Origin of the sequence: Mesorhizobium sp. Ca11 (assembly GCF_020165275.1) — a bacterium.
Taxonomy (GTDB): domain Bacteria; phylum Pseudomonadota; class Alphaproteobacteria; order Rhizobiales; family Rhizobiaceae; genus Mesorhizobium.
The window spans coordinates 316,077-328,282 of sequence record NZ_JAIUHU010000001.1; the positions used below are offsets into that span (position 1 = coordinate 316,077).

Below are 12,206 nucleotides of genomic sequence, written 5' to 3' on the forward strand. Positions count from 1 at the left end.
GCTTGCAAAAGGATGCTTGTGCGTCAATGTCGGGCGATGGTGCGGCAAATTTGGAGGGGACTATGCGCAACATCACAATATCGGCACTGCTGGCGATAGCCGCCGTCTACGCGACCGCGGCCAACGCTTTGGACAGCGGCAACACGCCGGTCGTGGTGACGCCGCTGGCGGCGAAGACGACGACCGCATCGGGCCAGCCGATCACGCTGCCGCAAAAGAATGTCGAGGTTCAAGTCTCGTCATACCAGATAGCCCCCGGCGCTACCCTGCCGGTGCACAAGCACCCCTTCCCGCGCTATGCCTATGTCGAGCAAGGCACGCTCAGGGTCGCCAATGTCGAGACCGGTGCCGCCAACACCTACAAGACCGGCGACTTCATCGTCGAGATGATCGGCCAGTGGCACCAGGCCACCAATATCGGCACCGATCCGGTAAAGCTGCTGGTGATCGATCAGGTCGAGCAAGGCGCCAAGAACACGATCCTGAAACAGTAGCCGGCGAGAGGCCCGCTTCGGAGCGGGCGCCCTCCTCCCACCTTATCCCCAGGCGCCCACGGGTTGCCGCGTGGTGGCGTTCAGGCGGTTGAACGCATTGATCAGCGCGATCTGGATCACCAGGGCGGCGAGCGCCTTGTCGTCATAGTGGCGCGCCGCTTCGTCCCAGACGTCGTCCGGCACCGCATCGGAACGGTCGGCCATGCGCGTCGCGGCTTCAGCAAGCGCAAGCGCCGCGCGTTCGGCTGCGGTGAAATAAGGCGTCTCCCGCCATGCCGACACGGCGAAGATCCGCTCGTCCTTCTCGCCGGCCTTCTTCAATTCACGCGCATGCATGTCGACGCAGACGGCACAGGCATTGATCTGGCTGGCACGCAGATGAACGAGCTTGCGCGTCACATAAGGCAAGCCGCCGGCTTCGGTCGACTTGTCGAGCGCCAGCAGCGCCTGCAGCGCGCCGGGAATGAGCATCACCGGATTCTTCAATCTTGCTTCCATCGTCGGTCTCCTCGGGTTCTTGCGGCCGGCAGGGCACGCAGAAATCAATAACCTTACAGTTATGAGTTATCCATAACTTTGCAGTTATGCATTGTCAAGCGGCTTCCATGGCTGGACCGATGGTTGCGGCTTTCGCGGCGGCGCGCCCGGTGCTAGGGCTGCCCATCTCATCGAAAGCACGGATGGAAGCCGGTGGCGGACACGCAAAGACCCCTGATTGAAATCTGCGTCGAAGGCATTGACGGGCTGCTCGCCGCGCAGGCCGCCGGTGCCGACCGGGTCGAGCTCTGCGCCAGCCTGATCGAAGGCGGCATCACACCGAGCATGGGTACGGTGCGCGCCGCGCTCGAAAGCGCGACCATTCCCTTCCATGTCATCGTGCGCCCGCGCGGCGGCGATTTCCTTTACAGCGAGGCCGAATACCGCTCGATGCTTGCCGATGTCGAAACGCTGCGCGAGCTGGGCGTCGCCGGCGTCGTCGTCGGCTGCCTGACCGCCGACGGCGCCATCGACGAGGCGCGCATGAGCGCACTGGTTGAGGCTGCCGGCCCGCTCAACGTCACCTGTCACCGCGCCTTCGACATGACGCGCGATCCGGCCGAGGCGCTCGAAGCCCTGATCCGCTGCAAGGTCGGCCGCGTGCTGACCAGCGGCCAACGCGACACGGCGGTCGAAGGCGTCGGGCTTCTGGCGGAACTCGTTCGCCAGGCCGGCTCGCGCATCATCATACTCGGCTGTGGCGCACTCGCCCCCGACACGATTGGCGAGGTCCGCAGGCGTACGGGACTGACCGAGATGCATTTTGCAGCACTTGCGGACGTGCCGAGCGCCATGCGCTACCGCAACCCGAATGTCGGCATGGGCGGCACCGACCTCGACCGCGAATACCGCAACACGGTGACCGATCAAGCCAAGGTGGCTGCGACGATCGCGGCCGCGAGAGCTTGATGGCGCAAGTGATGAGCAAGGAATTGTTGCCGATCGAACGCGTCTCACCCGCCGACGAGCCCGCGATCCTCGCGCTCAACAACCAGCATGCGGCGGAGCTGTCCTGGCTCGAGCCGGAACGGCTTTCCTTCCTGCTCGGCGAGGCTTTCTACACCCGCCGGATCGGCGCGCTCGAAGCCTTCATCCTATGCTTCGACCAAGACGCAAGCTACGACAGTCCGAACTTCCTCTGGTTCCGCGAGCGCTATACGCGCTTTGTCTATGTCGACCGTGTGGTGGTTGCGGCCGGGGCGCGCGGCCGTGGCCACGCCCGACGACTTTACGAGGATCTGTTCGAGCATGCCCGGCGCGCCGGCCAAGCAATCGTCACCTGCGAGGTCAACGCTGATCCGCCCAATCCGGCCTCCGACGCCTTCCACGCAGCGCTCGGCTTCGCCGAAGTCGGCGATGCGGTGATCCACGGCGGCAAGAAGTCGGTGCGCTATTGGGCGAAGCCCGTCGCCTGAAGATGCCTCCGAAGCCGCTGGCAAGGAAAACAAGCCGCAGCTAATATGGCCGTTCCGCTGGTTGGGGGGACGTCATGGCGAGCAATGTCTTCCGCTTCGACGAAAGCTGGGACATCCCTGAAGGCACGCCGCAGGAAGTTTGGGACGTGCTGTCGGACGCCCAGCTTCTGCCGCTCTGGTGGGGCGATGCCTACAAGGAGATCGAGCCGCTCGACAGGAAGGGCAAGGGCGTCGTCGGTGCGCGCGCCAAAGCGAGAGCGCGCGGCGCCCTGCCCTATGAGCTGAACTTCATCATCGAGGCCGCCGAGCTCGACCCCGGCCGGCTGGTGGTGGTGAAGACCTTCGGCGATTTCGACGGCCTGTGGCGGGCGGAGCTGTCGCCGTCCGGAGCAGGCACCCATGTCGATCTGGTTTGGCAGGTCACGGTCGAGAGGCCGCTCCTCAAACTTCTGGCGCCGATTCTGAGATCAGCCTTCGCCTGGAACCATCGCTGGACCACGCCGCGCGGCGAAGCCGGGCTCCGCCGCTACCTCGCTGCACAACGAGCGACGAAAACTGCTTAATCACCAGTTTCGGTTGAGCCAGCCGCGGGCGGGTTTCTCGACGATGTAGTAGCTCGCGAGCGCGCAGGCGAACACGGCCGCCAGCATCGGGATTGTCGCGCTGCCGCGCTCATCGACGAATTTGTAGAAAGGCTGCTGCCAGAGATAAAGCGAATAGGACCAGAGCCCCAGCATCACCATCGGCCGCGACGACAACGGCCCCGTCAGGTAGCCCCCCGCGAAATCGAGCGTGTTGACAGCGAGCGCCAGCAGCGGCACGCCGACAAGATAATGGATCGTGGTCGGCACCGGATCGAGGAACAGCAACACGCCGCCAACCGCCGCCGCAAGCGCCACATGCTGGTTTTGCAGGAAAGCCGGCAGGCGCCCGTCGGCCTTGAGCAGGCAGATCGCGGCCGATAGCAGGATCGAGGCGATATGCACGTCCGTGCGCCAGTAGGTAGTCTCATAGCCCATGCCGAGAACCCCGTACGAAATGGCGCCGTTGGCCATCGCCAGCAGCGCCAGCACCACCAGCAGCCGCACGACATTCGCCCGACCGGTAACCACCACGCTGATCAGCGCCAGCAGGATATAGGAATGCTCCTCGACGCAGAGCGACCAGATGTGGTCGAGCGCGCCGGCGCGGGTGATCAGGACGCCGGCGTAATTGTAGGTGAAGGTTAGCGCCGTCAGCGCCGCTTTCCACTTGAAGGCGATGAAGGTTCCGGTCAGGCCGATCATGGCGGCAATCACGAACATTAGCAGCGCTGGATAGATGCGCGAGAAGCGGCGCTTGAAGAATTTCTTCAGCGGAAAGCGCTCGATGAACAGGATTTCGCCCATCAGCCGGCCGCTCAGCACGAAGAAGAACTCGACGCCGAGCACGCCGAGATTGAGCCCTGGGACCGGAAAGAAATGGCCGACCAGCACCATGGCGATCGACAAGCCTCGCCAACCGTCGAGATAGGCCAGTCTTGCCCTGGCTTCCCTGTCGGTCGCGGCCCGCGGCAGGACAACGGACGCTGCGGAGATGTCGGTCATACCGTGCCTTCGCGACTCGAGGTTCGCATGCGAAACATTGCCCGCAGCCTGGACCATCTGGTATTCCCGCCGGATTTATTTTGCAGTGCGGGATAACTTTGTGCAAGTGCGAAGCCGCAATTCGACAGGCGTTTGCGCCTAAACCGTTGCCGCGGCGAAAGAAAAAGGGGCCGCGAGGCCCCTTCTTTCATGCATGGCGTCGCCGTTCAGGCGTTGGCTGCGGCCACGGCGCGCTTGGCCATCACCGCGATCAAATTGGCGCGGTAATCGGCGGAAGCATGGATATCGCTCATCAGCCCCTTTGCCGACACTTTGAGGCCGCCGAGCGCCGCGACATCGAAATTCTTCGCCAGCGCTGCCTCGATTTCCTTGGAGCGGAAGACGCCGTCCTCGCCGGCGCCTGTCACTGCCGCCCTCACCCCGTCCTTGCCCTTGGTCACGAACACGCCGACGATGGCGTAGCGCGAAGCCGGGTTGCGGAATTTCTGGTAGGCCGCCTTGGCGGGAGCGGTAAAGCTCACCGCCGTGACGATCTCGCCGTCCTTCAGCGCTGTCTCGAACAGGCCCTTGAAGAATTTGTCCGCCACGATCTCGCGCTTGTTGGTGACGATCGTCGCGCCCAGCGCCAGCAATGCCGCCGGATAGTCGGCCGCCGGATCGTTGTTGGCGATCGAGCCGCCGATCGTGCCCTTGTAACGCACCGCCGGGTCGCCGATCAGCGATGCCATATGTGCAAGCGCCGGGCAGGCCTTCCTCAGCTTCTCGTCGGTGGAGACGTCGTAATGCGTCGTCGCGGCACCTATGGTCACGGTCTTGCCGGACACCTTGATGCCCTGCAGGTCCTTCAGCCGCGAGACGTCGACGAGGTCCGACGGTGCCGCGAGCCGCGTCTTCATCGCCGGGATCAGCGTCATGCCGCCGGAGAGCAGCTTGGCGTCGCCGTTCTTCAGCAGCCTTGCGGCGTCGGCGACGGAGGAAGCGCGATGGTAGTTGACGGAATACATGTCTCTTTTCTCCCTTGGGAGCGAATAGGGAGTAGCGAATAGCGAGTAGGATTATCCATTTGCCGCATCGCTCTCCTCTTCCCTATTCGCTACTCCCTGTTCGCTATTCGCTATTCAATGCTTCGCCCGAATGGCCGACCACACCGTGGCGGGCGCCGCCGGCATGGCGATGTCGACGACGCCGAGCGCATCTGTGATGGCGTTGATGACCGCCGGCGGCGAACCGATGGCGCCAGCCTCGCCGCAGCCTTTGACGCCGAGCGGATTGCCCGGGCACGGCGTGTTCGAGGTCGAGACCTTGAAGGACGGCAGGTCGGCCGCGCGCGGCATGGTGTAGTCCATGTAGCTTGCCGTCAGCAGTTGGCCGCTGGCGTCGTAATGCGCGCCTTCCAGCAACGCCTGGCCGACGCCCTGGGCGATGCCGCCATGCACCTGCCCTTCGACGATCATCGGATTGATGATGTTGCCGAAATCGTCGGCCGCGACGAACTGGATGATCTCCGTCGTACCGGTCTCCGGATCGATCTCGACCTCGCAGATGTAGCAGCCGGCCGGGAAGGTGAAGTTGGACGGATCGTAGAAGGCCGTCTCCTTTAGCCCTGGCTCCATGCCCGCCGGCAAATTGTGGGCGGTGTAGGAGGCAAGCGCCACCTGGAACCAGGGCAGGCTCTTGTCGGTGCCCGCGACCTTGACCTCGCCATTCTCGATGACGATGTCGCCCTCGTCCGCCTCCAGCAGATGCGCGGCGATCTTCTTGGCCTTGGCTTCGACCTTGTCGAGCGCCTTGACGATGGCCGACATGCCGACGGCGCCGGAACGCGAGCCATAAGTGCCCATGCCCATCTGCACCTTGTCGGTGTCCCCATGCACGATCGAGACGGAGTCGATCGGCACGCCGAAGCGCTGGGTGACCAGTTGCGCGAATGTCGTCTCATGGCCCTGGCCATGGCTGTGCGAGCCGGTGAGCACCTCGATCGTGCCGACGGCATTGACGCGCACCTCCGCCGATTCCCAGAGGCCGACGCCGGCGCCGAGCGAGCCGACCGCCGATGACGGCGCCAGGCCGCAGGCCTCGATATAACAGCTCATGCCGATGCCGCGCAGCTTGCCCTGCTTGGCGGCGTCGGCGCGGCGCTTGGTGAAGCCGGCATAGTCGGCGGCTTTCATCGCCGCATCGAGCGAAGCGTTATAATCGCCGGCGTCATAGTTCATGATCACCGGCGTCTGGTGCGGGAAGGACGTGATGAAGTTGCGGCGTCGGAGTTCCGCCGGCGACACGCCGAGCTCGCGTGCCGCGGTCTCCATCGTGCGCTCGAGCACATAGGTGGCCTCAGGCCGCCCAGCTCCGCGATAGGCATCGACGGGCGCCGTGTTGGTGTAGACGGCGCGCACATTGGCGTGGATCGCCGGGATGTCGTACTGGCCCGACAGCAGCGTCGCGTAGAGATAGGTCGGCACGCAGGACGAGAACAGCGACATATAGGCGCCGAGATTGGCTATCGTATCGACCTTGAGAGCGGTGATGCGGTTGTCCTTGTCGAAGGCCATCTCCACCGTCGAGACATGGTCGCGGCCATGCGCGTCCGACAGGAAGCTCTCGGTGCGGTCGGCCACCCATTTCACGGGAACGCCGGTCTTCTTCGATGCCCACAGGCAGACGATCTCTTCCGGATAGATGTAGATCTTCGAGCCGAAGCCGCCGCCGACATCGGGCGCGATCACGCGCAGCTTGTTTTCCGGAGCGACATTGTAGAAGGCGCTCATCACCAGCCGCGCGACATGCGGATTCTGCGACGTCGTCCAGCAGGTATAGTGGTCTTCCGCCTTGTCGTAATGCCCGAGCGCCGCGCGCGGCTCCATCGCATTCGGCACCAGCCGGTTGTTGACGATCTTCATGCGCGTGACATGGGCCGCCGACTTGATCGCCGCGTCGGTCGCCTTGGCGTCGCCGAGCTCCCAGTCGAAGATCAGATTGTTCTCGGCCTCGGCATGGATCTGCGGCGCGCCGGGTTGGATCGCCTTCGTGGCATCGACCACGGCCTTCAGTTCCTTATAGGTGATCTCGACCGCTTCGGCCGCATCGCGCGCCTGGCCCTTGGTTTCGGCGACGACGACCACCACGGCATCGCCGACATAGCGCACCTTGTCGACAGCGAGCGGCGACCACGCGCCCATCTTCATCGGCGTTCCGTCCTTGGAATGGATCATCCAGCCGCAGATCAGATTGCCGATGCCGTCGGCCTTGAGCTCCTTGCCCGTCAGGACGCCGATGACGCCCGGCATGGCCTGCGCCTTCTTAACGTCGATTTTCTTGATCTGCGCATGCGCGTGCGGGCTGCGCACGAATACCGCATGCTTCATGCCGGGGACCACCATGTCGTCGACATAGCGGCCGCCGCCGGTGATGAACCTCTTGTCTTCCTTGCGCGCCACGCGGGCGCCGACGCCTTCGATACCCATTGCGGAAATTCCTCCGGAATTTAGGGGAGTAGTGAGTAGCGAATAGTGAGTAGGAAAAGATTGGAGTAGGGGTCGGTCACAGAGACGCCGACCATTCGCTACTCACTATTCGCTACTCACTCATCTCACGCTGCCTGCTTCGCCTTGCCCTTGGCGCCCTTCGACATCGCCTCCGATGCGGCGAGGATCGCCTTCACGATGTTGTGGTAGCCCGTGCAGCGGCAGATATTGCCGTCGAGCTCGGCGCGCACAATCGCTTCGTCGAGGCCTTGCGGGTGACGCGCGATCATGTCGGTCGCGGCCATGATCATGCCCGGCGTGCAGAAGCCGCATTGCAGCCCGTGATGCTCCTTGAACGCGGCCTGCACCGGATGCAGCTCGGCGCCGTCGGCCAACCCTTCGATGGTGACGATGCTCGAGCCCGAAGCCTGAACGGCGAGCATGGTGCAGGACTTCACCGCCCGGCCGTCGACATGCACGACGCAGGCGCCGCATTGCGAGGTATCGCAGCCGACATGCGTTCCGGTGAGGCCGAGATGTTCTCGTAGGAAATGCACCAGCAACGTTCGGTCTTCGGTACTACCGCTGACCCGTTTCCCATTCACAGTCAACGACACGTCCGACATGCAGCCTCCCTGGGTATTAACCTTGGTCCTCGCCTTGCCGATGCCGCGCCTGTGCTTCGGCAGCGCGCTATTTGCGTACCGTACAACGGGCAAAACAGTGCTGCCAGCGCTCCGCCCCTTGTACTTTCGGTCATGGCCGACAAGCTGTTGAGCATGCCGCCCGGCCCATTGCCAAATCAGGGATTGAGGGCAAAGATGCCCTCGACGCGAAGCGTGCCTGACACGCATAAGAAAAGACACGCATAATCAGCGTTGGAGGAAATTGCGGAGAAGGCGGCTGGCCAGTTCTAGCACACGCTATGCATCGGGCCTTTCGGCGCTCACCACGGATGAGCCCGACCCGAATGTTTTTGCTCGGGCCATCGCGGCCGAAGCCGCAATCGTCGACGCCGGCTTCGCGCTTTTGTTCTTCTCCCAGAGCCTGGTCGACGCGGCAGCGCTCGCGCAGGCGTTGAAGGTACACGCTCCGTCGCTTGCCTATGCCGGCTGCTCGACCGCCGGCGAGATCACGCCGCAGGGGCTGGAGGAAGGACATGCCCTTGCCCTGCTTCTGCCGTCGGCATCGTTTTCGACCGTCGCCACCATGGTCGAGAACCTCTCCTCGTCGGGCATGGACCGGATCACCGGCGAGGTCGCCTCGCTGCGGCGCCTGCTGCGCGGGCGCGTCGGCCAGGATCGGGCCAAGAACATATTCGCGCTCTGCTTCATCGACGGGCTGTCCTATGCCGAGGAAGCGGTTACCTCGGCCATCCACTGGGGGCTGGACGACATTCCGCTGATTGGCGGCTCGGCCGGCGACGACCTGAAATTCGAGACGACGAGGCTGATCGCCAACGGCACGGTCGCGTCCGACAGCGCCATCGTCGTGCTGGTCGCGACCGAGATCCCCTTCCACGTCTTCAAGACCGATAATTTCATTCCGACCGACGAGAAGCTGGTGGTGACGGCGTCCGACCCGGACCATCGTGTCGTGCGCGAGTTCAATGCCACCAACGCAGCAGAAGAATATGCCGCCTCCGTCGGCATCGTGCCGCAGACGCTGACGCCGCTGAGCTTTGCCTCGCACCCCGTGGTGGTGAAGGTCGGCGGCGAATATTATTGCCGCTCGATCCAGCGCATGCACCCTGACGGCTCGCTGTCCTTCTTCTGCGCCATCGACGACGGCGTGGTGCTTTCCATCGCCCAGCCCAAGAACATGGTGGAAGCGACGCGCACCGCTCTCCAGGACGTCGAGCACCGGCTTGGCGGCATCGACATGATCCTCGGTTTCGACTGCGTGCTGCGCCGGCTCGACGCGCGCAACCGCCAAGTTTTTCGCGACATCTCCGAGCTCTACCGGACCAACAAGGTCATCGGCTTCGGCACCTATGGCGAGCAGTATCGCTCGATGCACCTCAACCAGACCTTTACCGGCATCGCCTTCGGCGAGCGCCAGGCGGCCGAGTGAGCGCCGATGCCGCTTCGCGACATCGACGACCTCGAAAGGCTGAAGAAGATCAACGCCGCGCTGGTCAGCCGCGTCGAGCGCTCGATGGACCAGCAGGGCAACGCCTTCTCGCTGTTCCAGACCGCGATCTCGCTGGAAAACCGGGTGCGCAACCGCACCGAGGAACTGCACGCGACGCTGCGCCGGCTCGAGCAGTCGAACATCGACCTCAGCGCGGCGAAGGAGAGCGCCGAGCTGGCGAACCTCTCCAAGACCAGGTTCCTGGCCGCAGCCAGCCACGATGTGCTGCAGCCGCTGAATGCCGCGCATCTGTCGGTCTCGGCGCTGGCAGAGGTCCAGGCCAGCGATGAAGGCAGGAAGCTGGTGCGCCAGGTCGAGCGCTCGCTGGAGACGATGGAAGACCTGCTGCGCACGCTGCTCGACATCTCCAAGCTCGACGCCGGCGTGGTGCAGCCCGAAATCGTCGACGTCAGCCTGGAGGCGCTGTTTTCCTCGCTGCGCTCGGATTTCCTTCCGGAAGCGGCAAAGAAAGGCCTGTCGCTTAAATTCCGCCCCGTCAATGTCGCGGTGCGTTCCGACCGCACGCTGCTCAGGCGTATCCTGCAGAACATCCTCTCCAACGCGCTGCGCTACACCCGCTCCGGCGGCGTGCTGGTCGGCACAAGGCATCGCGGCGACACCATCCGCATCGACGTCGCCGACACTGGCTGCGGCATCCCCGAGGACCAGCGTGAGGCGGTGTTCGAGGAATTCCACCGCGGCACGTCCACGCTTGCCGACGCCGGGCTCGCCGGCGGGCTCGGGCTCGGCCTCGCGATCGTGCGCCGCATGGCGGCCGCCCTCGGCCATCCGGTGACCTTTTCCTCCAAGGTCGGGCGTGGCACCATCTTCCATATCGATGTGCCTGTCGGCATGGCCGCGGCCGAACCGGCGATAGCCGCCGCCGACATGGAGCGGCCGCGCGGCTACGGCCTGTTCGGCACCAAGGTGCTGTTGGTCGAGAACGACATGGACGTGCTCTCGGCAATGACCTCCCTGCTCGAGCGCTGGCAATGCCTGGTGCGCGCCGCCACCTCCACCGACGATGCGCTCGACCTGCTCGGCGACACCGCCTGGGTGCCCGACATCATCATCGCCGACCAGCATCTCGACGGCGGCGACCTCGGCACGTCAACGATAGCCGAAGTGCGCGACTATCTCGGCCGGACCGTGCCGGCGCTGATCGTCACCGCCGACGGCTCCGAACCCGTCGCCAAAGCCGCCCGCGCCGCCGGCATAGAGCTGATGCGCAAACCGCTGAAGCCGGCGCAATTGCGTGCGCTGCTGGCGCATTTGCTGGCTTAAAGACGGGCTCAACCCAGCCGAAGCCACCGTCTGAAAGAAATGCCAATCAGAATGACCAACGAAACCAAATGAGGATACAATTCTATGGCATCACCTTGGACCTTCCCGACGAATGGGAAGATATAACTGACGATCTTCCCAACAAGGGGCCACCTACCTTGGCCAAAACATCAGGTGTCGGCGCGCTTCAATTTACTATTGCCAGATACAGTGGCGGCGAGAAACCAAACGCAGATTTCGACGTTCTTAGATCGTTTATGATTCAATTTTGCCAAAACAACCACATAGCTGCCGATCATATTTCTACGCAGAAATTTGGCAACATAATGTGCGTCGGAGTACTATCAAAGACAATTGATCAAATATTATCGGTATGGTACTTATCGAATGAAAATGACTTTGCGTTATCGACATACTTGGCTTTAGAAAGCGACCTTGTAAGCAAAGAATTAGAGGAAGCGAGAGCAATAATCTCATCTATATCTTTTTAGCGTCATGATAGAGATCAGGATTGCGCAGGGATTACGGCGACAGTTCACTTTTCAGCCAGCGTTCAAAACCCCGCCTGATCCCGAAACAGTTCCGCATTGTCGAGCTTCGACACCTCGATCACCGCTTGCGTGCGGCTGTAGACGTTGAGCTTGCGCAATATCTCCGAGACATGCGCCTTCACGGTGGTCTCGCCCACCTGCAACTCATAGGCGATCTGCTTGTTCAGCATGCCCTGGCGCAGCATCTGCAGGACTCTCAGCTGCTGCGGCGTCAGCCTAGCAAGGCGCTGCACCATGTCGGCGCGGTCGGTGCTGTCGGGCTCCGGCGGCTGGCCCTCGTAATTTTCCGGCACATAGACCGCGCCATCCATCACCGAGCGGATAGCGGCGGCGAGATCGCTCTTCCGGGCCGATTTCGGGATGAAGCCGGCCGCACCATAGGACAGTGCCTCGGAGATGATTTTCGGCTCCTCATAGCCCGACACGATCACCACCGGCAGCCGCGGATAGCGGGTTCTTAGCTGCAGCAGGCCCTCGAAGCCATGCACGTCGGGCATGCTGAGATCAAGCAGCGCGAGGTCGAACGGCTTGGCGTCGGCGAGGAGCTCGATCGCTTCCGTGATCGAGCGCGCCTCGACCGTGTCGACATCCGGATAGGCCATCTGCACCGCGCTGTGCAGCGCCTCGCGAAACAGCGGGTGGTCGTCGATGATCAGGAAGCGGGCGCGGTCGCTGACGGGGGTCATTGCACGGGTTCAGGCTTCGGTTCGGTTTCAGCAGGCACAGGATAGTCTCGTGACCA

At 63.3% G+C, this 12,206-nt stretch carries 13 protein-coding genes; 7 read left to right on the forward strand and 6 right to left on the reverse strand.

Features of this window, described 5'->3' with window-relative positions; all coding sequences use genetic code 11:
- Positions 1-62 precede the first annotated feature (62 nt).
- Complete coding sequence (locus tag LB538_RS01565; RefSeq protein ID WP_140840507.1) at positions 63-494, forward strand: cupin domain-containing protein; 432 nt, start codon at positions 63-65, stop codon at positions 492-494.
- 42 nt (positions 495-536) lie between these two features.
- Here the strand turns inward: LB538_RS01565 and LB538_RS01570 are convergent, their stop codons facing one another.
- A complete protein-coding gene (locus LB538_RS01570; protein ID WP_095764997.1) occupies positions 537-992 on the reverse strand; it encodes a carboxymuconolactone decarboxylase family protein in 456 nt (151 codons plus the stop codon).
- A 192-nt stretch (positions 993-1,184) separates the two neighbouring features.
- Here LB538_RS01570 and LB538_RS01575 point away from each other — a divergent pair, with 192 nt between their 5' ends.
- The 3 genes from LB538_RS01575 (at position 1,185) to LB538_RS01585 (ending at position 3,009) form a co-directional block, all read left to right on the forward strand.
- Positions 1,185-1,940, forward strand: coding sequence for a copper homeostasis protein CutC (locus LB538_RS01575; protein ID WP_140840508.1), 756 nt, complete (start codon positions 1,185-1,187; stop codon positions 1,938-1,940).
- Positions 1,940-2,446: a GNAT family N-acetyltransferase gene (locus LB538_RS01580; protein ID WP_224522633.1), complete on the forward strand. Its 507-nt coding sequence runs from the start codon at positions 1,940-1,942 to the stop codon at positions 2,444-2,446. The genes LB538_RS01575 and LB538_RS01580 overlap by 1 nt, the downstream gene beginning before the upstream one ends.
- A 74-nt stretch (positions 2,447-2,520) precedes the next feature.
- Complete coding sequence (locus tag LB538_RS01585) at positions 2,521-3,009, forward strand: SRPBCC family protein (RefSeq protein WP_224522634.1); 489 nt, start codon at positions 2,521-2,523, stop codon at positions 3,007-3,009.
- Here the strand turns inward: LB538_RS01585 and LB538_RS01590 are convergent, their stop codons facing one another.
- The 4 genes from LB538_RS01590 to LB538_RS01605 all read right to left on the reverse strand — a co-directional run bounded on the left by LB538_RS01590 (position 3,010) and on the right by LB538_RS01605 (position 8,122).
- Entirely contained in the window at positions 3,010-4,032 is a 1,023-nt protein-coding gene (locus LB538_RS01590) for an acyltransferase family protein (protein WP_224522635.1), read from the reverse strand.
- Between the two features lie 206 nt (positions 4,033-4,238).
- Complete coding sequence (locus LB538_RS01595) at positions 4,239-5,036, reverse strand: FAD binding domain-containing protein (protein ID WP_224522636.1); 798 nt, start codon at positions 5,034-5,036, stop codon at positions 4,239-4,241.
- Positions 5,037-5,150: 114 nt separating this feature from the next.
- Positions 5,151-7,496: a xanthine dehydrogenase family protein molybdopterin-binding subunit gene (locus tag LB538_RS01600; RefSeq protein ID WP_224522637.1), complete on the reverse strand. Its 2,346-nt coding sequence runs from the start codon at positions 7,494-7,496 to the stop codon at positions 5,151-5,153.
- 125 nt (positions 7,497-7,621) lie between these two features.
- Positions 7,622-8,122, reverse strand: a complete 501-nt coding sequence (locus LB538_RS01605) for a (2Fe-2S)-binding protein (protein ID WP_140840520.1) — start codon at positions 8,120-8,122, stop codon at positions 7,622-7,624.
- Positions 8,123-8,384: 262 nt separating this feature from the next.
- On the opposite strand from LB538_RS01605, the gene LB538_RS01610 reads away from it, so the two are divergent.
- From LB538_RS01610 to LB538_RS01620, 3 genes are all read left to right on the forward strand, one after another.
- Positions 8,385-9,569: an FIST signal transduction protein gene (locus LB538_RS01610; protein ID WP_224522638.1), complete on the forward strand. Its 1,185-nt coding sequence runs from the start codon at positions 8,385-8,387 to the stop codon at positions 9,567-9,569.
- 6 nt (positions 9,570-9,575) lie between these two features.
- Entirely contained in the window at positions 9,576-10,913 is a 1,338-nt protein-coding gene (locus tag LB538_RS01615; protein WP_224522639.1) for a hybrid sensor histidine kinase/response regulator, read from the forward strand.
- A 68-nt stretch (positions 10,914-10,981) separates the two neighbouring features.
- Positions 10,982-11,404, forward strand: coding sequence for a hypothetical protein (locus LB538_RS01620; RefSeq protein ID WP_224522640.1), 423 nt, complete (start codon positions 10,982-10,984; stop codon positions 11,402-11,404).
- A gap of 62 nt (positions 11,405-11,466) precedes the next feature.
- On the opposite strand, the gene LB538_RS01625 is transcribed toward LB538_RS01620, so the two are convergent.
- Positions 11,467-12,150, reverse strand: a complete 684-nt coding sequence (locus LB538_RS01625) for a response regulator (RefSeq protein WP_224522641.1) — start codon at positions 12,148-12,150, stop codon at positions 11,467-11,469.
- Between the last annotated feature and the right edge of the window lie 56 nt (positions 12,151-12,206).

Coding starts and splice junctions, on each gene's coding strand:
- LB538_RS01585 (WP_224522634.1), top strand. CDS start 2,521: ATGGCGAGCAATGTCTTCCGCTTCGACGAAAGCTGGGACATCCCTGAA.
- LB538_RS01590 (WP_224522635.1), bottom strand. CDS start 4,032: ATGACCGACATCTCCGCAGCGTCCGTTGTCCTGCCGCGGGCCGCGACC.
- LB538_RS01620 (WP_224522640.1), top strand. CDS start 10,982: ATGAGGATACAATTCTATGGCATCACCTTGGACCTTCCCGACGAATGG.
- LB538_RS01605 (WP_140840520.1), bottom strand. CDS start 8,122: ATGTCGGACGTGTCGTTGACTGTGAATGGGAAACGGGTCAGCGGTAGT.
- LB538_RS01600 (WP_224522637.1), bottom strand. CDS start 7,496: ATGGGTATCGAAGGCGTCGGCGCCCGCGTGGCGCGCAAGGAAGACAAG.
- LB538_RS01580 (WP_224522633.1), top strand. CDS start 1,940: ATGGCGCAAGTGATGAGCAAGGAATTGTTGCCGATCGAACGCGTCTCA.
- LB538_RS01615 (WP_224522639.1), top strand. CDS start 9,576: ATGCCGCTTCGCGACATCGACGACCTCGAAAGGCTGAAGAAGATCAAC.
- LB538_RS01625 (WP_224522641.1), bottom strand. CDS start 12,150: ATGACCCCCGTCAGCGACCGCGCCCGCTTCCTGATCATCGACGACCAC.
- LB538_RS01595 (WP_224522636.1), bottom strand. CDS start 5,036: ATGTATTCCGTCAACTACCATCGCGCTTCCTCCGTCGCCGACGCCGCA.
- LB538_RS01565 (WP_140840507.1), top strand. CDS start 63: ATGCGCAACATCACAATATCGGCACTGCTGGCGATAGCCGCCGTCTAC.
- LB538_RS01570 (WP_095764997.1), bottom strand. CDS start 992: ATGGAAGCAAGATTGAAGAATCCGGTGATGCTCATTCCCGGCGCGCTG.